Consider the following 22,005-nt stretch of genomic DNA (forward strand, 5'->3'; position numbering starts at 1 on the left):
GGTCTTTCTTCCTGAAACAGTTATCGGATAAAGGCGGTGAGCGAAGCGCTTATCGTGCTCCACGTTCATACCCGTTCGATGATCGTCGCGATGCCCATACCGCCGCCGACGCACAGGGTCGCCAGGCCGTAACGCAGCTGCCGGGCTTCCAGCTCGTCGAGCAGCGTGCCGAGAATGATGCAACCCGTGGCACCCAGTGGGTGGCCGAGGGCAATCGAGCCGCCGTTGACGTTGACCTTGTCGGGGTCGACGCCCATGTCCTTGATGAACTTGAGCACCACCGAGGCGAAGGCCTCGTTGACCTCGAACAGGTCGATGTCATCAATGGTCAGCCCGGCTCGCGCCAAGGCTTTGCGCGTAGCGGGCGCAGGACCGGTGAGCATGATGGTCGGATCGGTGCTGGTCACCGCCGTCACCACAATGCGGGCCCGTGGTCGCAGCCCCAGCGCCTGGCCTTTTTGCGCGGTGCCGAGCAGCATCAAGGCGGCGCCATCGACGATGCCGGAGCTGTTGCCCGGCGTGTGCACGTGTTCGATCCGTTCAACATGGCTGTAGACCCGCAGCGCCGTGGCGTCATAGCCCATTTTGCCGATTGCTTCGAAACTCGGGCGCAGCTTGCCCAGGGCCTCGGACGTGGTGTCGGGACGAATGAACTCGTCATGGTCGAGCAAGAGCAGGCCGTTCTGGTCTTTAACCGGCACCAGCGAACGGCGAAACGCACCCCGCTCGCGCGCCAGTGACGCCTTGTGCTGGGACTGCACGGCGAACAGGTCGACATCGTCGCGGCTGAAGCCTTCGAGGGTGGCGATCAGATCGGCGCCGATCCCCTGGGGCGTAAAGTGGGTGTGCAGATTGGTGTGCGGGTCCAGCATCCAGGCGCCGCCGTCAGTGCCCATCGGCACGCGCGACATCGACTCCACGCCGCCCACCACCACCAAGTCCTCGAACCCGGAGCGGATCTTCATCGCCCCCAGATTCACCGCTTCAAGCCCCGAGGCGCAGAACCGGTTGACCTGAACCCCGCCCACGCTCACGGCCCAATTGGCGACCAGCGCTGCGGTTTTGGCGATGTCGGCGCCTTGATCGCCAATGGGCGTGACGCAGCCCAGCACAATGTCATCGACGTGGTGGGTGTCGAGGTGATTGCGCACTTGCAGTTCTTTCAACAGCCCTGCCACCAGCTCCACCGGTTTGACGCTGTACAACGCGCCGTCCGACTTGCCCCTGCCCCGCGGCGTGCGCAAGGCATCGTAAATAAACGCTTCGGTCATCCTGTCCTCGCTAACCCGATGAACTGTCTTTTTATCTGTGCGATCGACAGTCGAACTGTCATGGGGGCACTGTCTATCACGAAGCGACACACAGGGCGCGCTGTTTCGCCGGATCAAGTGACAGGGTAGCGGGTTGTGCGAAGTTTCGGACTCGGACGAACGGTAGCGAGCTATTGAGCGTGGACCGTTTTGGACGCAGGCGTCTAGCAGGCGAATATTTGAGCGATGGCCATTCGCCAAAAGTGCTAAAGTTATAAAGGCGCAACTGGTTAGTCCTCAATGATCTAAACCGCGCGGCACGTGGCTTCTAAGGTTTAGTCAGTAGCAGTGGCGCCATAACAAAATCGTTTCACCCAGCGCCTGCCGCCCGCGATTTGCTGATCGGGGCACCTGCTCTTTTGCCTCACCTTTGCCAACCCTCGTCTTGGTCACGCCCAAGGTCCATGGGTTTCTGTTGCTCAGGAATAACAAGAAAAGGCATTTACCATGTTCAAGTTCAGGTTCAAACGCTCGAAAATACGTCAGGCCGGATTAATCGTTTTCGCGACCACACTGCTGCTGATCCTGCCGAACATGACGCGACTGTTCGGCTGAGCATGCTTCGCTCTGCTACCTGCAGACCCCCACACGCACTCGGCGGGCTGCCTGTTTCAAACAGGCGGCCGTTGGCCGTGCGGGTATCGCGTGGTTGCGTCTTGGAGGGCGTGGCGGCGGATGGTCTGGCAGCGGATCGTAAGGGGGCTGATTGTATGAGATCAGCGCGTTGGGCGAAATGAACGCAGGGCTGTCTGTCGCACTGAGTGGCGCGCAGACCGTGGGAACGCGGCCGAGCTGAGCGCTCGACCGCGACGGGCTGATCAGCCCTGGCGTTGCACCTGGATCATCGGCGCGGGAACAGGCTTTTTCTTCGCCGCCGGAACCGCAATCGGCGCTGAGGGCGACACCACGACCTTGGCGTGCATCTGCTCACAACCGCCGCCGCGGCGCATGCCACGTACCGGACAGGCATCCAGATAATCCAGGCCCACCGCCAGCTTCAGATGCCGCTCCGGGATCGCCAACTGATTGGTCACGTCGAAGCTGTACCAGGCGTCGTCGATCCAGGCCTCTGCCCACGCATGGCTGGACAGATGTTCGCTGCTGTCACTGTAGAGGTAACCCGACACATAGCGCGCCGGCACCCCAAGGCTGCGGGCGCAGGCCAGAAATGCGTGGGTGTGATCCTGACAGACGCCCGCGCGGTTGGCGAATGCCTGGGCAGCGCAGGTATCCACCGCTGTCGCGCCCGGCGTGTAAGTGATGTGTTCGTTGAGCGCGTGCATCATATCGATCAGCGCAGTGCGGTCGGTGCGCTTCTGGGTCTGCGCGACGGCGAAGGCGCGAATCGCTTCGTCAGCTTCGGTCAGGCGGGTGAAACGCAGGAACGGCAGCGACGACTGGCTCTCATGTTCCGACTCGCGCTTCTCGTCGATCTCGACCTGGCCACGTGCGCCAATCACGATCGCTTCGTGGGGCTCGTCCAGGGTCAGCACGTGGAGAATATTGCCGAAAGGATCGATCTGCGCGCGCACCGGACGGGGTAACGCCAACTGCCAGCTCAGCACTTGCTGACGCTCGCTGTCGTGGGGGGTCAGACGCAAATACTGGATGCTGGCGCGGACCTGATCGTCGTAGTGATAAGTGGTCTCGTGGCTAATTGAGAGTCTCATGCAGCCTCCAGGTAAGAAGTGTGAATGACGCTACCCAGTTGGGCCAGAAGTGGAATGAATTCGTTCAACCACTCATGCAGGCCTTCATCGAGAATCTCGTCGATGCCGGTGTAGCGCAGGCGAGCGTCCAGCTCGGCGGCCAGACGCTGAGCGGGACGGCCATTGGCCCCGGGCAGACTGGCGAGAATGATGTCCAGCTCCTCCAGACACGCACGCAATGAGCGCGGAATATCCGCACGCAACAGCAGCAATTCAGCGACCTGACGAGCACCCGGTGCGTCGCGATAGACTTCCGTGTACGCCTCGAATGACGACAAGGCGCGCAACAGCGCACTCCATTGGTAGTAGCCGGCGGCGGAACTGTCTGCCGCCGCGTTGGCGGACGGGCCGCGCAATTCGAGCATTTCATAACGCGCATCGAGCATGCGCAGGGTGTTGTCGGCGCGCTCGATGAACGTCCCCAGACGGATGAACCGGAAGGCGTCGTTGCGCATGATGGTGCCGTAGGTCGCGCCGCGGAACAGGTGCGAACGCTCCTTGACCCACTCGCAGAAACGGCTCATGCCGTAGCGGCTCAATCCCTGCTCGGCGATGCCGCGAATTTCCAGGTAAGTGGCGTTGATGTTTTCCCACATGTCCGCAGTAATACGCCCGCGTACCGCATGGGCACTGGCCCGCGCCGCGCCCAGGCAGCTGAAGATGCTGGCCGGGTTTTCGGCGTCCAGCGCGAAAAAGTGCAGCAAGCGCTCGGCGTGCAGGTCGCCGTGGCGCTCCAGGTAATCGTCCAGGGTTCCGGTGATCAGCAGTGGCATGGCGATTTCATTGAGGCCATCCCCGCGTCCGTCCTGTGGCATCAGCGACAGCGAGTAACTGACGTCGAGCATCCGCGCGAGGTTTTCGGCCCGCTCCAGGTACCGCGACATCCAATATAAATCCGAGGCAGTTCTACTTAGCATTGGCAGGCATCCTTAATCCTCGACCACCCAGGTGTCCTTGGTTCCGCCACCCTGCGACGAGTTCACCACCAGCGACCCTTCGCGCAAGGCAACGCGCGTGAGACCACCGGGCACTACACGGGTTTCACGGCCAGCCAGGACGAACGGGCGAAGGTCGATGTGGCGCGGGGCGATGCCGTTCTCGACGAAGGTCGGACAGGTCGACAAACACAAGGTCGGTTGCGCGATATACGCGTGGGGCTTGGCTTTGAGCCGCGCCCGGAACGACTCGATTTCCGCGGCGGTGGCGGCGGGGCCCACGAGCATGCCGTAACCGCCGGAGCCCTGGGTTTCCTTGACCACCAGATCGCCCAGATTGGCGAGCACGTGGGACAGCTCTTCGGGCTTGCGGCACTGCCAGGTCGGCACGTTCTTCAGGATCGGCTCTTCGTCGAGGTAGAAACGGATCATGTCGGTCACAAAGGGGTAAACCGACTTGTCGTCCGCCACGCCGGTGCCGATGGCATTGGCCAGCACCACATTGCCCGAACGGTACGCGGACAGCAGGCCCGGCACGCCGAGCATTGAATCCGGGTTGAATGCCAGCGGATCGAGGAACGCGTCGTCGAGCCTGCGGTAAATCACGTCGACCGCTTTCGGGCCGTCGGTGGTTCGCATGAACACGCGGTCATCGCGCACGAAAAGGTCAGCGCCCTCCACCAGTTCGACGCCCATTTCCCGAGCCAGAAACGCGTGCTCGAAAAACGCGCTGTTAAAGCGCCCGGGCGTCAGCACCACGACGCTCGGATTATCCAGCGGGCTGGAGCTTTTCAGGGTGTCCAGCAGCAGGTTCGGGTAGTGATCGATCGGCGCGATGCGTTGCGCGGCGAACAGCTCGGGGAACAGCCGCATCATCATCTTGCGGTCTTCGAGCATGTAGCTCACGCCGCTGGGCGTGCGCAGGTTGTCTTCGAGCACGTAATACGTGCCGTCGCCATCACGCACCAGATCGACGCCTGAGATGTGCGAATACAGGTCACGATGAAGATTCAGGCCCTGCATCGCCAACTGGTATTGCTCGTTGGCGAGGACCTGTTCGGCGGGAATGATCCCGGCCTTGATGATGCGCTGATCGTGATAGAGGTCAGCGAGAAACATGTTCAGCGCCTTGACGCGCTGTATGCAGCCGCGCTCGACCACCCGCCATTCGCTGGCCGGAATGCTGCGCGGAATCGTGTCGAAAGGGATGAGCCGCTCGGTGCCCTGCTCGTCGCCGTACAGCGTGAACGTGATCCCGGCGCGATGAAACAAAAGATCGGCCTCACGCCGGCGCTGAGCGAGCAACTCAGGCGGCGCTTCGCCCAACCAGCGGGCGAATTCCCGATAATGCGGACGAACTATGCCGCCCGCATCGTACATCTCGTCATAAAAGGTGCGGATCATGCCGTACTCCTTGTCACCATGGACACCAGAGCCTTCGCAAGGCCCGTGCCATCGGCATAAACGCTTTAATATCAATGGGTTGAATTAAACAGCCGGAGCGTCCGCACCATTCCTGTGCACGATGCGCCCTAACCCGTTCCCCGGCGCTTCATGGCGAAGCGTCGTTCCGTTTGAAAATCTATCGCAGGCATAGCCACAGTTCATTTCCGCGCGTTACGCGCACTGAGCATAATCGCCTCATACCGCAGACCAACCCGCTGGATTCCACAAGGCGATTGGCTCAAAACCTGATTGGCAACGCCACCCGATATTCCCTTTCCGCCGCTCCCATGAGAGCGGCTTTTTTTTGCCTGCGATTCGGCTCGGTGCCTCTCCCGCTCCACTGATTTGCCGTGGAGCCGAGAGACGGCGTTCAACCGTGCATGCCCTGTTTTCGGGCCTGACTGTCAATTAAGCCCGATCAATGAAGGCGCTTGAGCTCCTGCTTGACGCCCCAGCCTTCAACCTCCCCGTCCAGACCGAAAATCGCGGTCTGGAAATCCTGCTCGAAGTCGCCTATCCCGTCGTAGGTCGCGTACATCAACTTGCTCAGTTCCAGGTGCCACGCACCGTCTTCCAGAGCATTGAGCTGAACATTGACTGACTCGCCACGAAATTTTTCCGCTGCCTGACGCGCCCGGTCCTCATCCGGAAAGGTGGCATAGAACTCGATGGGGTGAATGCGTGCGAAGTCGAAACCGCCTTCTTTCATGCAGCGCAGAACATGGCTGCTGACGTCTTCTTGATAGGCTGTGCTCATGAAACGTCCTCCTATGCAACGATAGATAGAGTTTCAACTATCCCGAAACACTCCCCGATGGCGAGGCGTGTAGCGGCAGGTCATCTGCCGCCCGGGACTCAAGCATGTCGCTGACAAGGCCGGTGCGTTTTACAAAACGGGCATACGTACGCGAGCTGACTCGGGTAGATGCTTCACCGACCTCACTGGCAGAGTACGCGCATTGATAGTGCGTTGCCAATTGGCAGGTTGGCGGGAAACCCAGGCTTTTTAGGGGGCTTCTACGATGGAGATGATCTGTACCGCGTTCTGCTCTTTGAGTGTCTTCACGGTGGGCTCGGCGGTGCGACCGTCGAGGTCGATCAGATCAAGATCACTGGCGACCGGAAACAGGATCGGACGGATTCGCTGCGCAGCCTCTTCATCACTGGGACGGTGATCGGATTCAAGATCGAGGGTTTGCTGCACACCGTCTTTGTCCAGAAACGAAATAGTCCACACTTTCATCAATGTCTCCTCAGTAAGGGCCGGACAACGGCCTAGTGATCTTGACCCTTGCAGCGCAACGACGTTCAACCCGAATCGTCAGCGCCCGGCTGACGTTAGCAGCGTGATGCCAACGATCCGCAGGCAAAAAAAACGCCCCGGTCTCGGGGCGTTCTTCATCAGGCTGCGGTCATTGCGGCTTGGCGTCTTTGACCCCTGCCGTGTTGTCCAGCAGGCTCTTGGTCGCGGTCTGCAGGAAGCTGTCGAGCTTCTTGCGCAACTCGGTGACGTCCGGCGCATTCGGCATCAGCTCGGCGTGGGGCTTGGTGCCCAACTCGTAGCTGTACACTTTCGGCTCCATTTCCTTGGGTTCGATCAGGATCCGGTTGCCGGTGACCAGCGCCACGGTCTGCTCGCTGCCCGATGGCTTGATCACACCGAAGCCTTCGTCGCCTGCCGGCAGATTGAGCAGGTCGCGGCCCCAGCACTGGTGCACGGTGTCGCCACCCAGGCGGCCCATGATGGTCGGGACGATGTCGATCTGCGTGCCGACGATGCTGCTGCGCTTGCCGAACTTGTCCTGAAGGCCCGGGGCGATCATCAGCATCGGCACGTTGAAGCGGCCCAGGTCCATCTCGGTGATCTGCTCGTTGTTGCCGAAGCCGTGGTCACCGACGACCACAAACAGCGTGTCCTTGTAGTACGGCTCTTTCTTGGCCTTCTCGAAGAACTGACCCAGCGCCCAATCCGAATAACGCATGGCGGTGAGGTGTTCATCCAGCGTGCCATGGCCGGTCACGCGCTCGACCGGCAGGTTTGCCGGCAGTGCGTACGGCGTGTGGTTGGACAGGGTCTGCAGCAACGCATAGAACGGCTTGCCCTTGGCTTCGCGGGCTTTCAGCTCTTCGGCGCCACGGTCGAACATGTCCTGGTCGGAGACGCCCCAGGTCGGGTCCGAGAACACCGGGTTGACGAAGTCATTGCGGCCAATGAAGTTGGTCATGCCCTGGTTGCTGAAGAAGCCCGACTGGTTATCCCAGGCGAAGTCACCGTTGTAGACATACACGTCGTCGTACTTGCGCGCGCTGAGCAGCTGCGGCAGACCGGACAGCTTGTGGCTGCCTTCCGGCGTCTGCATCAGGTACTCGAAGCCCGGCAGGTTCGGGAAGCAGGCCATGGTCGCAAACATGCCCTGGTGGGTGTGTGTGCCGTTGGAGAAGAAGCGATCAAACAGCAGACCTTCCTGGGACAGTTTGTCGAAGTAAGGCGTGATGTTCGACTCGTCGCCCAGCGCACCCACCGAATGGCCGGCGAAGCTTTCCATCAGGATCACGACGACGTTCTTGATCGGCAGCGTGTTGGCCGGCGGCGGCGTGAAATCGCGACGCACAGCGGCTTTTTCTGGATCGATCAGCTTGTCGTTGGCGGTCAGCAGCATGTCACGAACGACCTGCTGGGCTTCGGCCTGAGGCAAGGTCGCCTTCCAGATGTTGTCGCGGTCTTCGGACATCCGGCTCTTGGCCGCCGCGATCAGCGTCAGCGTGCCGTTTAGCCCGAGGGTGTTGGCGAAGTTGGAGTCAGTCGTGTACGCATCGCCCCAACGCAGTGGCGGGCCCTGGCGCAGGGTGCCGCGAGCGGCGATGACGGCCACCACCAGGCACAGCAGGAACACCACGGCGCGCTTGTACAGCGGCGCCACCACACGGTTGTCAGCGCTGGTAACGTTGAACCCGCCACGGGGCCGGGTCAGGCGATCGACGCCTTTGAAGACCAGGCTCAGCAGCCAGGTCACCAGCGCCCACGCCAGCAGATAGCGAACCACCGGATAGCCGTACCAGATCATGCTCAGGACGGTTTTCGGGTCTTCTTTGACGTACTGGAACACCAAGCCATTCAGGCGCTGGTGGAATTCACGGTAGAAATCCATCTCCATCAGGCCGAAGAACGCGGTCAGGCTCGCGACCAGCGTCAGCCAGAAGCGGAAGACCCCACGGGCCGCCATCATGCGCGCGCTGAACAGGGACAGCAGAAGGGGAATCAGGATGTACACGACCAGACGCAAATCGAACCGCAGGCCATTGGCGAACGCCTCGACGAAGGTCGAAGCTGGCGTCGCACCGATGCCTTCGCGGTTATAGACCAGCAGCGCTACGCGCAGAAGGGTGTACAGAACCATCAGCACCAGGCCGCTCAGGAGCGTATAGGCCAGGTGCGATTTGACGGTAGGTTGCGGCGCGCGCGCCGGGGCGTCCGTTTTGGCCATGGGTTGTGGGATCCGTTGGATTCAGGTTTAAGTTCAAAAAGCTGTGCGCCCGACCCCATCGAAATGCCGGTCCGGGCTGCGGGGGCCAAATATTACGTGAACCTCCGCGGTTTACCACCGATGCCGCGCATTCTTCATGACGGATCGGCACAAACGGTTATCACAATCAGGGAGCAGTCTCGGAACGGCGCGAATCTTCCCGAAGAAACGGTGAAAATTCCGTTGATTAGTCCCCCCTCACATATTTTCTTACAAAGCCTCGAATCAGGATTAAACCTTGAACGTCTGGGCATAGCGCTCGACGGCGTGCTCGATGGCTTCAAAGACAAGGGGCGCGTGGGGGTGGAGCGAGGCGTTTTCCTGCAGGGACGCCTGCACGGCCGCGATCAGTCGCGCAATGCGCACGTTCGGTTTGCGGATGTCACAGGTCGACGCCAGGCTCAGAATGCCGAGCCGCGATCCGAACAGGCTCTTTGAGCCATCCAGACGCAGGGCAAGCGCGTCGTCCTTTATGTACGCGGTGGTGTTGACGATGTCGTAGGCCGGCGCCAGTTGCGCGTCCGCCCCCAGCGGGTCGCGATACAACACCCCGAAGTTCTTCAGATGGGCGTCGCCGTTGCCGACCATGCAACTGAGCGCGACGATGTCGAAGAATTGATCCAGCGATTCACGCACATGCTCAGGCGCGCAAAACAGGCGAATGGCCTTGGCGATGTTTTCGTAGCTGGAGTCGTATTTCTGCTCGGTGCCCCGGCCCATCAGCACAGCCATGTCCTCGAAGCCGATGGCCCGCTGCTCAGCATCACGATCAAAACGGCGCATGACGAACAGCTGGCGGTTATCCGACAGATGAAATTCCGGCACCGGCATGCCGGCCCTGCGCGCAGCGTCCATGCATACGTACTCGTTAACGGCCAACCCGGGGAAGTCCGCCCTCCCCGATTTGACGATCAGTTCCGGCATCAACAGCGTGGCTTTCGGGTGCGTCACGAAATCCGAATCGGGCACGATGACTTTGGGCTGAACACCTGAAATCCCGGTGCGCAAAATGTACTGATCGACCAGTTCGGCAAACAGATCCTGCGTCCCGTCCCAACTGAGTATCTGCCCCAGGCTTCTGCCTGGGACGGGGCCCGCGCCACCCAGCAACTCGTCGATCATGGGAGACGCCACCGCCACGCGGCCGACCGGCGAACCGCTGCCGGTCAATGCCATGAGCAGCATCGGGTTGATGGGTGTGGTTTTAGCGAGGCGATTGCGCAGCTGTTCCAGCACGAAGCCTTCGGGGAGGTTCATCTGGAAGACCGGGTGCAGGCTGCGCGATACGTAGGCCGCATCGCGAACCCCCATGGTCAGGCTGATCTGCGACGCCGGGCTGGCGTCCAGGCCGTAGCGAAACAGGTAGTCGCCGGACGCCGATGCCGACAGCTCACCACTCTCACCCTCCGGGGTAAAAATGCGTACACGATCCAGGGGTTTCACTGGAACACCTCGCGCAGCTCTTCAAACGTCGGACGTCGTGCGGAGACGACTTTTATCTCGGCATTCAACGCGGCCAGGACCTTGGCGTAGAAATTCACCGCCACGGTCGGGCTGCCTTTTTCGACTTCGGCAAGCTTTTGCCGTGTCATGCCCGACTGGTAGGCCAACTGAACCTGAGTCAGCCCGCGGGACCTACGCATTTCTTCGATCTGGCTACCCAGCCGCTCAAGCAACAACGTCGCGTCCATTTGTCACGCCTGCATAACATTCAACGATGAATGGAATGTATACGTGACATGCAGGGCGATCAAGGAGAAGTTACGTTTACCTGACATCAGCCCATGGATGTCAGGTTTACGTAACCTTGCAGCGGGGTCAGGCGTTGCTTGGCTTGCTGATCGCCTGAAGCACGTACTGCGGCAATGCGAAGGCGCCGATGTGGACCTCAGGGTTGTAGTAACGGGTGACGATGCCGCTGCCGGCGAACCGCTGATGCAAAGTGTCCAGCGAAATCTTGCGGTGCTGGGAATCCGTAGAGCCCCAGGCAAAGGTCATCGCGCCGCCAATGTAGGTGGGCACCGCTGCCTGATAGAAATGCCAGTCGGCGAACAGTCCATTCATGCGCCCTGCCGTGGTTTGCACTTCGCTCAGCTGCATGAATGGCGTGCCGTTCTGCGTGACCAGAATGCCGCCTTCGTTGAGGCAGCGATGGCAGGCCTGGTAGAAATTCTCCGAGAACAGCACTTCGCCCGGCCCGATCGGGTCGGTGGAATCGGAAATGATGACGTCGAATTTTTCCTGGGTGTTGGCAACGAAGCGCATGCCGTCGTCGATGACCAGGTTCAGACGCGAATCATCGAAAGCGCCTTTGGAGTGATTCGGCAGGTATTCCTTGCACATCTCGACCACGGTGCCGTCGATCTCGACCATGGTGATGTGCTCGACCGTCGCGTGCTTGGCGACTTCGCGCAGCATGCCGCCGTCGCCACCGCCGATGATCAGGACGCGTTTGGCGCGGCCGTGGGCCAGAATCGGCACGTGGGTGAGCATCTCGTGATAAATGAACTCGTCGGCTTCAGTGGTCTGAATCACGCCGTCCAGCGCCATGACGCGACCCATGCGCGGGTTCTGGAAGATCACCAGATGCTGATGCTCGGTGCGCACTTCATGCAGCATTTTTTCCATGCGAAAGCGCTGGCCATAGCCTTCGTACAACGTTTCTTGATAATCGCTCATGGATGGAGTCCCCGATAACTACTGATGACAGGACGGCGCGCCGCCCACAATAAGGCGCGCATTCTACGTCGCGGCGCATGACAGGTCGAATGTCGCGGCGGCGCAAGGGTGATCCGCCCCCAACAAAAACGCCCGACTGGCCAGGCCAGTCGGGCGTGATGTGTTCTGAAGCCTTGCTGCGCTTCTAGAGATGCACGCTACTAGATACGCACGTTGCCGCGCGGACCAGCGATTGCCCAGATGATCAGGCCCAGCACCGGCAGGATGACGATCAACAAAATCCAGAGAATTTTCTTCCCGGTTTCCGCGCCGCTTTTCAGCACGTTGATGATGGCCCAGATATCCAGCGCCAGAATGATCAGGCCGATCAGACCGTTGAAAGTAGAACCCATGGTGTTGCTCCTTATTGAAGGCTTGCCCACTTGAGAGTAGTGGCCTGCAACGAGGGTTCCGTTGGTCGGCAGGGATATTTGTCTGCGCAGCAAAACGCGTCGAAGGCGATCAAATCTGCGCCTTGAGCGCCTCCAGCGCGGGCTCGATCAATAGGCCGAGTTCAACGCCGAGTGCCATGACTCTCTCAACGTCGGCGCCGTAGACCAGCACCGTTTGCAGCACGTGGTCCAGCGGCTCGCTGACGTCCATCAACACGTACCCGCCCATGTCCTTGTTCATGCTGGACAGCTGAATCTGTATACGGTTAAGCGCGGCCAGCGGTTCGGCCTTGGTCAGCTGTTTGGGCTTGATGTTGAACATTACGTTCGGGCCAAACGACGCCATAATCTCGGTGAGCAGGTCGGGATAGGTATCGGCCTGAAACAACACGGTGTCGGGAAGGCTGCCGATCACCACCCACTCCCCCAGCGGGATCGGGAAGGTGTCGTCGAAATTGATGTCAGGGTTGGCGGTCAGGAACGCATCGGGATCGCCGTAAGCCTGGGTGGCCTCATCGGCGATTTTTTCGATTTCTTCATCGCTCATGCAGCCGGAGCTGATCTTGCTGATGAATTCGATGAGTGAAGCTTTCATGGCAGATCGTCCGAGGGCTGGAAAACAGGCGCGCAGAATAGCTGGAAATGCGGCGCGCCTCTATCGCTTACGCCCCCAGACGGGTGAGCTGCTCGGCGGTCTCGGTCGCACCCATGGTCTGCGCGGCCATCAGCGGAGTGACGCCCTTGGCATCCTGAATATGAGGGTTGGCACCCTTGGAGATCAGGTAATCGACGATCGCGGTACGGTTGAACATCGCCGCCATCATCAATGCCGTGCGGCCGTCGGCGGAAGCGCCTTCAACCTCTGCGCCGGCTTCCACGAGGATCTTCACGGTTTCCAGATCGCCTTTGAAAGCAGCGCCGGCGATGGGGCTCTGGCCGTTGTCGTTGCGCAGTTCAGGATCAGCCTTGTGCTTGAGCAGCACCCGCACGGCGTCTTGATGACCGTGATAGCTGGCCAGCATCAACAGCGTGTCGCCTTTGTGGTTGCGAAGATTGGGGGTCAAGCCGTTTTCCAGCAGCCGGTCGAGCATCGGGGCGTCGCCAGCACGGGCCCGGTCGAATACCTGCTCGGCAAATTCCAGTGCTTCTTCGTCTGTCATGCGCGTGGCAGAACCGGTCGTGTTGGGGACTTCGGACATAGGTAACTCCAGTAGCGCAATGCATTGCGCGGTATGAATCAAGGGATGCGGCGATCTACGGGCCAGGCAATCTATGAACCATGGACAAAGCGTGTAGTTCCACTCACAGCAACAACTCCAGGCGCGCAGCGCAGAGGGCGCCGTCGCACATGACGCCAACCCTGCCAGCACCAATGATCGGCGCCCAACCATCGGTTTCAATGGAGGTGATAGTGGCGCCTGAACGCTCACCGAGAAAATTTCGCAACAACGTGAAATAAATCCCCTATACCGCTGTCTCAGTTATGTCACGCAATGCGTGCACCCCTCCCCGCGTCGCCCACTACTCACTCCCAACTCCGGTAAATTGCAGGATGCACGAGAGGCATTCATGCAAATTGCACGAGGCAGCATTTTTTAAAAAACCGTAAGCCGCTGATTTCATTGATATTTATTTAACCTCAAAAACTGGCACAGTCACTGCACTAGTCATTCCAAGCTTGTTATCCCATGAGCAATGGAGCCTCTAGACATGACTTTCATCCAAGAAAAATTCGCATCCGTATTTTCCGATTTCGAAGTCACCACTCAACCGCGTCCGGACGGTGGGGTTCTGTTGACTCTGCGTAACGATCAAGGCACCAACATCCGTCGCTGCGTGTCCTACGCTCAACTGCACACCCCAGTGCAACTGGAATGGGTGATCAGCGCGATTCGTCGCGACCTGGCCGCACAAGCCAGCGAGCTGCCCGCCATCTCGATGTTGCAAAGCCAGCACCGTTTTGATTTGCCTACTTATCACACCCGATAGGTATCAGGCCGGAACATTGCGTTCCGGCAGCAGCACGTTTCACTCTCATCGAAGCATCCCTTGTAGATTCCCGCGATAGTTGATGCTATCGCGGTTTTTTTTGAGCTTTTTTCGGGTCACTCTCTTCACGCAATGACAGTCATTGCGGCGCTGTCTGTCAGAGCGGGCCTATTGAATAATCCCTCGGCACAACGCCTCGCCCACCGCCTGCGCGCGATTGGTCACCCCGAGCTTGGCGTAGATGCTCTTGAAGTGATGTTTGACGGTTGCTTCCGAGACTTCCTTTATCAGCCCGATCTCCCACGCCGTCTTGCCTTCCCGCGCCCACTTGAGAATTTCCAGCTCTTTGGGCGACAGCGCCCGGGTCTGCAGTTGACGCCCTTTCCCCGCCACATGAAGCATCGGCACCAGACTCGTCAGCAGGTAACGATCGTTGTGGGTCAGCGGGCGCTCCATGCCGTTGAGCGTGCAAATGGTGATGACACCCTGATTGGCCCGCGTCTGGCTGCTGTAGCCGTAGGAGAAGGCCGGCAGCAGGTCGCAATCCTCCACCGCCGCCATGTAGGCGGGTGATGGCGGGTAGGTCTTGAAGGCCTCTTCCCAATTCAGAAAGCCCATGGTGTGTCGGTAGCAGCGGATAACCGGGTCCTCGATCATCAGGCGTCCCTGGCAATAAAGGTCCTTCCAGTAGCTGTCGACGTTCGACGTGATGCAACTGAGGAGCACGCCGTTTCGGTACTGATAGAGCATGGCCCGTTCGCTGCGGCATTCAGCTCTCAGCCAGTCAAGTGCGTTGGCGATGGCCGCATCGCCATCCTGTTCAGTGATGCTGGTGACCATTTGTTGTATCAACGGACTCAGCGTCCCTGTCTGCGCGTTTTTCATGTTCCCCTCCCGTTTAAAACCATCAAATGCGCGGCCCTGATGCCCCTTGGATTTTTTATGCATGGCAGCTGAAAACGGCGTCAGGTGCTGTCGTCAACACGACCGCACGAGGCGCACTCAAAAGCTGTCAGGGTCCGGCAGGCGAAGGGTTACACAGTCGAGGAGGGTTAAACACAGCGTCAAAAACAAACAGGCATGCCTGACCGTAAAACAAGCAACTTCCCACAAACGAACAAAAACCAACTTACATTTTTCCGCATTTGGATACAAAAACGGCCAATGTCAAAGACATCGGCCGTCGGTTTTCAGCACGCTTGAATCGTCAGAAAGCGCAGGGCTCTATCCCCGTAAAACTGCTGACGTTGATGTGCCCATCCAGTTCTCCGCCATCGCGCACCAGTGCGCAGGTGACCATGCCGGCCCCTTGCGCCGCATCGAGCTCTTCCACGATGTCAGACAGAAACAGAATGGCGTCCGCCGGCTGACCGATGCTCGACGCAATCGATCGATAGGACGCCTCCTCCCGCTTGGGCCCGGAGGTGGTGTCAAAGTAGCCGCTGAACAGTCCGGACAGATCGCCCGCCTCGGAGTAACCAAAGATCAGCTTCTGCGCCTGGATCGAGCCCGAGGAGTAGACGTAAAGCGCGTACCCCGCCTGATGCCAGCGTTTCAGCGCCTCCACGGCGTCCGGGTAGACATGCCCCTTGAGCTGGCCGGCCTGATAACCCTGCTGCCAGACCATGCCTTGCAAGGCTTTCAGCGGCGTGGCTTTGCGATCTTCGGCGATCCATTGCAGCAGGATCTCGATCACCCGATCGACGCTCGCATCGGGTTCGGCACTGTCGTTGCGCACGGCCTGCAACTGCGCGGCCACCTCGGGGTCGGCGGCATGCTCGCGAACGAACGCGGGCAGATGCTGTTTGGCATACGGAAAGAGCACGTCGAAGACGAAGCTCACCGCGCTGGTGGTGCCTTCGATATCGGTCAGGATCGCTTTAATGGTCATGGGTAATCAGTCTTCCAGACGCGGGAACTGGCCGGCGATGCTTTCGCCGGTGAATTTGGCCACCCAGCCCTCCGGGTTATTGAACAGGCGGATGGCGACGAAATGCGGATTCTCGCCCATGTCGAACCAGTGGCGGGTGCCGGCCGGCACCGAGATCAGGTCGTTTTTTTCGCACAGCACGGCGTAGACAAAGTCGTCGATGTGCAGGGTAAACAGCCCACGGCCGGCAACGAAGAAACGCACTTCATCTTCGCCATGCTGGTGCTCCTCGAGGAACTTGGCGCGCAGTTCGGCCTTCTGCGGGTGATCGCTGTTGAGGCTGATCACGTCGACGGTCACGTAACCGCGCTCGGTCATCAGCCTGTCAATCTGGGTGCGGTAGGCCGCGACGACCTCCTCCTGGCTGGCGCCGGGGGTGATGGGCGCTGCCGCCTGCCAGCGGTCGAACGCCACACCGTGCTCGGCCAGGGTCGAGGCAATGTCTTCCAGGTGCGTCAGGACCTTGTTGGGCAGCTCGGGGGATGACACGTGATAAACGGACAGACTGCTCATTTCGGGGCTTCCTCGGTTCGGTCCGCATCGGTCGGCTCTGGGGCCGATCCGACACGTTGATTCAGGCAGTGGGAACGCTGCGGTGCGTTGATCGTTGCGTACGTCAGGGATCAGCGGTTGAGCACGGACAGCGTCTTGAGCTCGCATTCGAACAAGAATTCGAAGGCTTCGATCTGGCGCAAGGCATCGCTCATTTTCGCGCCCCAGGTGTACAAACCATGACCGCGAATCAGGTAACCGGCGCAGTCAGGGTGTTGATCCAGCCAGGGCTGGACCTTGTCGGCGAGCCGGGCGATGTCCTGATCGTTGTCGAAAATCGGTACCAGCACTTTTGATTCGTGGGTGGAAACGCCGCTGAAGGCCTTTTGCAGCTCGTAGTCCTCGAACACCAGATGATCACCGGCCGTGAGCCGGGACAGCACGGTGGCGTTGACCGAATGGGTGTGCAGTACCGCGCCCACCGCCGGCTTGCAGCTATAAAGCTGCGTGTGCAGCAGGGTTTCAGCCGACGGCTTTTTGCCGGGCTCCAGGCTGTTGCCGGCAAGGTCGGTGGCCAGCACGTCGTCCATGCCCAACTGGCCCTTGTGCTTGCCGGAGACGGTCAGCAGCGCTTCGGTCGGCGACAGGCGCACGGAATAATTGCTGCTGGTGGCGGGCGACCAGCCCCGGGCGTACAAAAACTGCCCCGCTTCGATGATTTCCCGCACCAGTGCTTCGCGACTCATACGCGCTCCTCTTTCATACATGTGGCGGTCAGAACAGCAGCGGCCACGGCCGCCAGACTCGCAATGGCAAAGGTCCAACTGGCGCCCAGCGCATTCCAGCTGTACCCGGCATACAAAGCGCCCATCGCCCCGCCGGTGCCGGAAAGGGCGGCGTACAGCGCCTGACCCTGACCCTGCTGGCGCGGGCCGAAGCTGCGTTGCACGTAGTGCACGGCCGAGGCATGAAAACTGCCGAAGGTGGCCGCGTGCATCAGTTGGGCGACGATCAGAATCGCCAGATGATCGGCCAGATTACCCAGTAAAAGCCAGCGCAAGGCGGCGATCACGAAGCTGGTCATCAGCACCTGGCGGACACTGAATCGCTGCAGCACACGGCTCATCAGCATGAACATCAACACTTCGGCAATCACCCCCAGCGCCCAGAGCAGGCCAATGATGCCGCGGGTGTAACCGAGGTGTTCCAGGTGCAGCGTAAGAAAAGTGTTATACGGCCCGTGGCTGAGTTGTATCAGGGCGACGCTGACGTAAAACGCCAGCACGCCCGGCCTCATCAACTGCCTGAGAAACCCCTCCCCCGCGACCCGCGCGCCCGAGACCACCGGTTGTGCATTCGGCACCCACCAACTGCTGGCGACAATGCCGACCAGAATGAGCAGCAAGAGTTGCGGGTAGTAATCCAGGCTGAACCACTCGAGCATCCGGCCCAGCACGACCACCGAGAGGATGAAGCCGATCGATCCCCACAGCCGGATCTGGCTGTAGCGGGAAGTCTGGCCCTGCAAATGCGTCAGCGTGATGACTTCGAACTGCGGCAGCACCGCGTGCCAGAAAAACGCATAGAGCGCCATGACCATTGCCAGCCAGGCGTAGGACGTGTCGACGAGAATCAGGCTGAAACAGGCCAGCCCGCAGAGAGCGCCAAAGCGCACGATGGCCAGACGTCGCCCGGTGTGATCGCCGAGCCAGCCCCAGACATTGGGCGCGACACAGCGCATCAGCATCGGGATCGCTACCAACTCGCCGATGCGCGCAGCGGAAAAACCCAGGTGGCTGAAATACAGCGCCATGTAAGGCGCCGTAGCCCCAAGCAGGGCGAAGTAGAAGAGATAGAAGCTGGCGAGGCGCCAGTAAGGAAGCGCCGCCACGCTCAGATGACCGCGGCGGCAACGCGCGGCTCAGGCATTACAGCTGACCCAGAATCGGCGTCGTGACACGCACGTCAGCGTTTTGGCCGCGATGGCGCAGCAGGTGGTCGACCAGCACGATGGCCATCATCGCTTCGGCAATGGGCGTGGCGCGGATGCCGACGCACGGGTCGTGGCGGCCTTTGGTGATGACTTCAACGGAGTTGCCATCGACGTCGATCGAGTGCCCCGGCGTGGTGATGCTGGACGTCGCCTTCAGTGCCAGGTGCGCAATGATCGGCTGGCCGGACGAAATCCCGCCGAGGATGCCGCCGGCGTTGTTCGACAGAAAACCCTCGGGGCTCATCTCATCGCGATGCTCGGTGCCGCGCTGGGCAACGCAGGCAAAGCCGGCGCCGATCTCGACGCCCTTGACCGCGTTGATGCTCATCAGCGCGTGGGCCAGTTCGGCGTCGAGACGGTCGAAAATCGGCTCGCCCAGGCCCGGCATCACGCCTTCGGCCACAACCGTGATCTTCGCGCCCACCGAATCCTGATCGCGACGCAGCTGATCCATGTAGGCTTCCAGCTCCGGCACCTTGCTCGGGTCGGGGCTGAAGAACGCGTTGTCTTCCACCGAATCCCAGGTCTTGAACGGGATTTCGATCGGGCCGAGCTGGCTCATGTAGCCGCGAACGGTAATGCCCTGGGTGGCGAGAAACTTCTTGGCGATGGCCCCGGCGGCGACGCGCATGGCGGTCTCCCGCGCCGAGCTGCGACCGCCGCCACGGTAGTCGCGGAGTCCGTATTTATGGTGGTAGGTGTAATCGGCGTGGGCGGGCCGGAACAGGTCCTTGATCGCTGAATAGTCCTTGGACTTCTGATCGGTGTTGCGGATCAGCAGGCCGATGGACGCGCCGGTGGTCTTGCCTTCGAAGACGCCGGAGAGGATTTCGACCTCGTCGGGCTCCTGACGCTGGGTGGTGTGGCGGCTGGTCCCCGGCTTGCGGCGGTCGAGGTCACGCTGCAGGTCTTCCAGCGACAGCTCGATGCCCGGCGGGCAGCCGTCAACGATGGCAACCAGTGCCGGACCGTGGCTTTCGCCGGCAGTGGTGACAGTGAACAGCTTGCCGTAGGTATTGCCGGACATGCGGGAGGCTCCGAGGACGTTCAAAAACTCAAGCGCGCCAGTATACGCAGGCTTATGGCGCAGTTCATCCTCGAACCTTATTCATTTGCCCGCGTCCAATTGACACTTTATTGATGACGGTCCTGCAATGCTAAGCGCCTTACCCCTGATTCGCGGCTTCTGGCCGCTGCGAGCGATCATCTTGAGCCTGACCCTGCTGTCCTCCATCGCCCACGCCGGAACGCCCGTCGTACTGCAGCGCCCCATCAGCCTGGACACCGGGACCGGCGAGCTGTTCGGCACGCTGCTGCTGCCCAAATCGACCAAACCCGTGCCAGTGGTGTTGATCATCGCCGGTTCGGGGCCGACCGACCGTGACGGCAACAACTCCGACGGCGGGCGCAACGACAGCATGAAGCGTCTCGCGCTGATCCTCGCCAAGCACAACATCGCCAGCGTGCGTTACGACAAGCGCGGCGTCGCGGCCAGTCGCCCTGCCACCCCGGACGAGCGCGATCTGAGCATCGAAAAGTACGTCGACGACGCGGTCGCCTGGGCCGCCAAGCTCAAGACCGACTCGCGCCTGGGCCCTCTGGTTCTGATGGGCCACAGCGAGGGCGCGCTGGTCGCCACCCTGGCGGCGGAACGTGCGGGCGCCGTGGCGTTGATCTCGGTAGCCGGCACCGGTCGCCCGGTGGATCAAGTGGTCCGCGAGCAATTGCAGGATCGCCTCCCTCCTCCGCTGCTGGCGCGCAGTGAGCAACTGATCGAAGAGATCAAAGCCGGCAAGACCGACAACGACGTGCCCGAGCCCCTTCAGGTGGTGTTCCGGCCGAGTGTGCAGCCTTATCTGATTTCATTGTTCCGGCAGAACCCGACGGCGGCGTTCGGGCAGTTGAAGATCCCGACGCTGATCATTCAGGGGCGCAACGACATGCAAGTAGGCGTGGGCGATGCCGAGCTGCTGCACAAGGCCAAACCCGACTCGCAACTGGCGATTATCGACGGCATGAACCACGTGCTGCGCATCGTGCCGATGGACATCAAGCGGCAGTTGGCGTCCTACAAGGATCCACAGCTGCCGCTGGCCAGCGAAGTCACCGATCGCATCCTGAAATTCCTCGACTCGATACCGGCCGCCTGAGGCCGGCTCTCTTCGATTCGAGCTCGACGCAGGATCCCTTCAGCTTCGTCAGAAACGGCCGATAGCAGTCTGCTGGCATCGTGTGCCGGTGCCATGTGCCAGGCAATGTCGATAACAGGATCGCCGTGATGACAGAAGCAACCATGCAAACCGACGCGGTCGATCCGACCGATGCCAAAGAAGGCGAAGTCGCCGCGCCTGTGCTGTGGGAAGAAGTCCACGCCGAGCACTTCTCGATGCTGCGTCTGGCGCCTCTGCCCACCGACCGCGCCACCGGCGCACGCCCGCTGCGCTTCGTCGAGTTCGGCAAGGCCGAGCGCCACAACAAGGAATTCAGCCTGCTGCGCATGAGCTATCAGTTGCCGGGGCAGAAGGTCCGTAAAGAGCAGAATCGACTGGATATCTGGGTGGACCACGCCAATCGCAGCGTCCGCGTCGGCCCGGAATCCGGTTTGCAGATCGACCCGTGGAACCGCGGTCTGGGGCGCTTCATGCTGGCTCAGGGCATCACCTGGGCACAGAAACGTTGCGCCGCGTACAAGATCGAAGGCGTTGCGCTGGCCAACAAGGATGCGCTCAACGAGGACACGCGCCTGCGTCGTGATCACTTCCTCAAAACCCAGGGTTTCGAAGTCGTCTACGCCGATGCGCAACACCTGAAAGGCACCATCAAGGACGCCAAGGTCGGCAACCTGAATAACACCTGGAACGCCGACAAAATCCAGATCGTGCAGATCCTCGACGCCGCGCAGATGCTGCAACAGGCCGAACAGAGGATTCAGGAACAGGACGTTACGATCAAGAAGACCGAAGACAAGGTCAACAAATACCGCCGGGACGACGCCGGCTTGCGCTTCACCATCGCCTGCCTGGTGACCTTTGCCGTGTTTCAGGCCGGCCTCCTGATCTGGATTGCAACGCACCGGTGACTCGGCGTTAAGCCAGGCCCGTGCGCTCGCCATCAGATGTGTGGCGTGACAACCGACGCCTTCCCGGCTGAAGCCGGTCCTACATCAGCATGCGCGGTGAATCTGGATGGATGCCGTGTCCTCGTGGGACCGGCTTTAGCCGGGAAGAGGCCCGTGTGCTCGCCCTCAGATTTGCGGCGTGACAACCGACGCCTTCCCGGCTGAAGCCGGTCCTACATCCAGGATACACGGTGAATCTGGATGGATGCGGTGTCCTCGTGGGACCGGCTTTAGCCGGGAAGAGGCCAGTGTGCTCGCCATCAGATGTGTGGCGTGACAACCGACGCCTTCCCGGCGGAAGCCGGTCCTACATCCAGCATGCGCGGTGAATCTGGATGGATGCGATGTCCTCGTGGGACCGGCTTTAGCCGGGAAGAGGCCCGTGTGCTCGCCATCAGATTTGCGGCGTGACGACCGACGCCTTCCCGGCTGAAGCCGGTCCTACATCC

The 22,005-nt window shown here is 60.6% G+C and carries 22 protein-coding genes; 3 read left to right on the forward strand and 19 right to left on the reverse strand.

All coding sequences use genetic code 11. The annotated features are described in order from the left end of the window. Positions 1–65: 65 nt before the first annotated feature. The 13 genes from IFT99_RS19280 to IFT99_RS19340 form a co-directional block, all read right to left on the reverse strand. Positions 66–1,271, reverse strand: a complete 1,206-nt coding sequence (locus IFT99_RS19280) for an acetyl-CoA C-acetyltransferase (RefSeq protein ID WP_192134402.1) — start codon at positions 1,269–1,271, stop codon at positions 66–68. Between the two features lie 857 nt (positions 1,272–2,128). After that, entirely contained in the window at positions 2,129–2,980 is an 852-nt protein-coding gene (locus tag IFT99_RS19285) for a transglutaminase family protein (protein WP_065989410.1), read from the reverse strand. After that, entirely contained in the window at positions 2,977–3,936 is a 960-nt protein-coding gene (locus IFT99_RS19290) for an alpha-E domain-containing protein (RefSeq protein ID WP_065989404.1), read from the reverse strand. The genes IFT99_RS19285 and IFT99_RS19290 overlap by 4 nt, the downstream gene beginning before the upstream one ends. A 12-nt stretch (positions 3,937–3,948) precedes the next feature. Beyond that, positions 3,949–5,358, reverse strand: coding sequence for a circularly permuted type 2 ATP-grasp protein (locus tag IFT99_RS19295; protein WP_065989403.1), 1,410 nt, complete (start codon positions 5,356–5,358; stop codon positions 3,949–3,951). A 460-nt stretch (positions 5,359–5,818) separates the two neighbouring features. Further along, complete coding sequence (locus IFT99_RS19300; protein WP_065989401.1) at positions 5,819–6,157, reverse strand: ribonuclease E inhibitor RraB; 339 nt, start codon at positions 6,155–6,157, stop codon at positions 5,819–5,821. A 249-nt stretch (positions 6,158–6,406) separates the two neighbouring features. Continuing rightward, complete coding sequence (locus IFT99_RS19305; RefSeq protein WP_065989399.1) at positions 6,407–6,643, reverse strand: hypothetical protein; 237 nt, start codon at positions 6,641–6,643, stop codon at positions 6,407–6,409. A gap of 169 nt (positions 6,644–6,812) precedes the next feature. Beyond that, positions 6,813–8,885, reverse strand: a complete 2,073-nt coding sequence (locus tag IFT99_RS19310) for an LTA synthase family protein (protein ID WP_192134404.1) — start codon at positions 8,883–8,885, stop codon at positions 6,813–6,815. A gap of 270 nt (positions 8,886–9,155) precedes the next feature. Then, positions 9,156–10,367: a type II toxin-antitoxin system HipA family toxin gene (locus tag IFT99_RS19315; protein ID WP_446731144.1), complete on the reverse strand. Its 1,212-nt coding sequence runs from the start codon at positions 10,365–10,367 to the stop codon at positions 9,156–9,158. Further along, complete coding sequence (locus IFT99_RS19320) at positions 10,364–10,615, reverse strand: helix-turn-helix domain-containing protein (protein WP_192134406.1); 252 nt, start codon at positions 10,613–10,615, stop codon at positions 10,364–10,366. Before IFT99_RS19320 ends, IFT99_RS19315 begins: the two co-directional genes overlap by 4 nt. A 127-nt stretch (positions 10,616–10,742) precedes the next feature. Continuing rightward, positions 10,743–11,603, reverse strand: a complete 861-nt coding sequence (speE, locus tag IFT99_RS19325) for a polyamine aminopropyltransferase (RefSeq protein WP_192134408.1) — start codon at positions 11,601–11,603, stop codon at positions 10,743–10,745. A gap of 200 nt (positions 11,604–11,803) precedes the next feature. After that, a complete protein-coding gene (locus IFT99_RS19330) occupies positions 11,804–11,995 on the reverse strand; it encodes a PLDc N-terminal domain-containing protein (protein ID WP_037009073.1) in 192 nt (63 codons plus the stop codon). Positions 11,996–12,104: 109 nt separating this feature from the next. Then, positions 12,105–12,629: a hypothetical protein gene (locus tag IFT99_RS19335; protein ID WP_192134410.1), complete on the reverse strand. Its 525-nt coding sequence runs from the start codon at positions 12,627–12,629 to the stop codon at positions 12,105–12,107. Between the two features lie 67 nt (positions 12,630–12,696). Continuing rightward, complete coding sequence (locus tag IFT99_RS19340; RefSeq protein ID WP_244657025.1) at positions 12,697–13,233, reverse strand: ankyrin repeat domain-containing protein; 537 nt, start codon at positions 13,231–13,233, stop codon at positions 12,697–12,699. A gap of 511 nt (positions 13,234–13,744) precedes the next feature. Between IFT99_RS19340 and IFT99_RS19345 the strand changes: the two genes are divergently transcribed. Then, a complete protein-coding gene (locus IFT99_RS19345; protein WP_065989389.1) occupies positions 13,745–14,023 on the forward strand; it encodes a DUF3509 domain-containing protein in 279 nt (92 codons plus the stop codon). A gap of 168 nt (positions 14,024–14,191) precedes the next feature. Here the strand turns inward: IFT99_RS19345 and IFT99_RS19350 are convergent, their stop codons facing one another. The 6 genes from IFT99_RS19350 to aroC all read right to left on the reverse strand — a co-directional run bounded on the left by IFT99_RS19350 (position 14,192) and on the right by aroC (position 19,465). Continuing rightward, positions 14,192–14,908, reverse strand: a complete 717-nt coding sequence (locus IFT99_RS19350; protein WP_065989388.1) for a helix-turn-helix transcriptional regulator — start codon at positions 14,906–14,908, stop codon at positions 14,192–14,194. Positions 14,909–15,230: 322 nt separating this feature from the next. Continuing rightward, positions 15,231–15,914 carry an acireductone synthase gene (gene mtnC, locus IFT99_RS19355; RefSeq protein ID WP_192134412.1) on the reverse strand — a complete coding sequence of 228 codons (684 nt, stop codon included), beginning with the start codon at positions 15,912–15,914 and terminating at the stop codon, positions 15,231–15,233. Positions 15,915–15,920: 6 nt separating this feature from the next. Next, complete coding sequence (locus IFT99_RS19360; RefSeq protein WP_065989385.1) at positions 15,921–16,466, reverse strand: 1,2-dihydroxy-3-keto-5-methylthiopentene dioxygenase; 546 nt, start codon at positions 16,464–16,466, stop codon at positions 15,921–15,923. Positions 16,467–16,576: 110 nt separating this feature from the next. After that, complete coding sequence (locus tag IFT99_RS19365; protein ID WP_192134414.1) at positions 16,577–17,191, reverse strand: methylthioribulose 1-phosphate dehydratase; 615 nt, start codon at positions 17,189–17,191, stop codon at positions 16,577–16,579. Next, positions 17,188–18,342 (reverse strand): MFS transporter, encoded by a 1,155-nt coding sequence (locus tag IFT99_RS19370; RefSeq protein ID WP_192134598.1) that lies wholly within the window; start codon positions 18,340–18,342, stop codon positions 17,188–17,190. Before IFT99_RS19370 ends, IFT99_RS19365 begins: the two co-directional genes overlap by 4 nt. 31 nt (positions 18,343–18,373) lie before the next feature. After that, positions 18,374–19,465: a chorismate synthase gene (gene aroC / locus IFT99_RS19375; RefSeq protein ID WP_065989382.1), complete on the reverse strand. Its 1,092-nt coding sequence runs from the start codon at positions 19,463–19,465 to the stop codon at positions 18,374–18,376. A 127-nt stretch (positions 19,466–19,592) separates the two neighbouring features. On the opposite strand from aroC, the gene IFT99_RS19380 reads away from it, so the two are divergent. Together IFT99_RS19380 and IFT99_RS19385 are read left to right on the forward strand one after the other, a co-directional pair. Continuing rightward, a complete protein-coding gene (locus IFT99_RS19380) occupies positions 19,593–20,588 on the forward strand; it encodes an alpha/beta hydrolase (protein WP_192134417.1) in 996 nt (331 codons plus the stop codon). 128 nt (positions 20,589–20,716) lie between these two features. Continuing rightward, the gene (locus IFT99_RS19385; protein WP_065989380.1) at positions 20,717–21,517 is read left to right on the forward strand and encodes a hypothetical protein; all 801 of its coding nucleotides are present in this window, start codon (positions 20,717–20,719) and stop codon (positions 21,515–21,517) included. The last annotated feature ends 488 nt before the right edge of the window (positions 21,518–22,005 follow it).

It is taken from the genome of Pseudomonas sp. CFBP 8772, assembly GCF_014841665.1.
GTDB lineage: Bacteria > Pseudomonadota > Gammaproteobacteria > Pseudomonadales > Pseudomonadaceae > Aquipseudomonas > Aquipseudomonas graminis_B.

Bases quoted from the DNA above. Each gene is read 5' to 3' on its own strand.
- IFT99_RS19280 (WP_192134402.1), bottom strand. From the start codon at position 1,271: ATGACCGAAGCGTTTATTTACGATGCCTTGCGCACGCCGCGGGGCAGG.
- IFT99_RS19285 (WP_065989410.1), bottom strand. From the start codon at position 2,980: ATGAGACTCTCAATTAGCCACGAGACCACTTATCACTACGACGATCAG.
- IFT99_RS19290 (WP_065989404.1), bottom strand. From the start codon at position 3,936: ATGCTAAGTAGAACTGCCTCGGATTTATATTGGATGTCGCGGTACCTG.
- IFT99_RS19295 (WP_065989403.1), bottom strand. From the start codon at position 5,358: ATGATCCGCACCTTTTATGACGAGATGTACGATGCGGGCGGCATAGTT.
- IFT99_RS19300 (WP_065989401.1), bottom strand. From the start codon at position 6,157: ATGAGCACAGCCTATCAAGAAGACGTCAGCAGCCATGTTCTGCGCTGC.
- IFT99_RS19305 (WP_065989399.1), bottom strand. From the start codon at position 6,643: ATGAAAGTGTGGACTATTTCGTTTCTGGACAAAGACGGTGTGCAGCAA.
- IFT99_RS19310 (WP_192134404.1), bottom strand. From the start codon at position 8,885: ATGGCCAAAACGGACGCCCCGGCGCGCGCGCCGCAACCTACCGTCAAA.
- IFT99_RS19320 (WP_192134406.1), bottom strand. From the start codon at position 10,615: ATGGACGCGACGTTGTTGCTTGAGCGGCTGGGTAGCCAGATCGAAGAA.
- speE (WP_192134408.1), bottom strand. From the start codon at position 11,603: ATGAGCGATTATCAAGAAACGTTGTACGAAGGCTATGGCCAGCGCTTT.
- IFT99_RS19330 (WP_037009073.1), bottom strand. From the start codon at position 11,995: ATGGGTTCTACTTTCAACGGTCTGATCGGCCTGATCATTCTGGCGCTG.
- IFT99_RS19335 (WP_192134410.1), bottom strand. From the start codon at position 12,629: ATGAAAGCTTCACTCATCGAATTCATCAGCAAGATCAGCTCCGGCTGC.
- IFT99_RS19340 (WP_244657025.1), bottom strand. From the start codon at position 13,233: ATGTCCGAAGTCCCCAACACGACCGGTTCTGCCACGCGCATGACAGAC.
- IFT99_RS19345 (WP_065989389.1), top strand. From the start codon at position 13,745: ATGACTTTCATCCAAGAAAAATTCGCATCCGTATTTTCCGATTTCGAA.
- IFT99_RS19350 (WP_065989388.1), bottom strand. From the start codon at position 14,908: ATGAAAAACGCGCAGACAGGGACGCTGAGTCCGTTGATACAACAAATG.
- mtnC (WP_192134412.1), bottom strand. From the start codon at position 15,914: ATGACCATTAAAGCGATCCTGACCGATATCGAAGGCACCACCAGCGCG.
- IFT99_RS19360 (WP_065989385.1), bottom strand. From the start codon at position 16,466: ATGAGCAGTCTGTCCGTTTATCACGTGTCATCCCCCGAGCTGCCCAAC.
- IFT99_RS19365 (WP_192134414.1), bottom strand. From the start codon at position 17,191: ATGAGTCGCGAAGCACTGGTGCGGGAAATCATCGAAGCGGGGCAGTTT.
- aroC (WP_065989382.1), bottom strand. From the start codon at position 19,465: ATGTCCGGCAATACCTACGGCAAGCTGTTCACTGTCACCACTGCCGGC.
- IFT99_RS19380 (WP_192134417.1), top strand. From the start codon at position 19,593: ATGCTAAGCGCCTTACCCCTGATTCGCGGCTTCTGGCCGCTGCGAGCG.
- IFT99_RS19385 (WP_065989380.1), top strand. From the start codon at position 20,717: ATGACAGAAGCAACCATGCAAACCGACGCGGTCGATCCGACCGATGCC.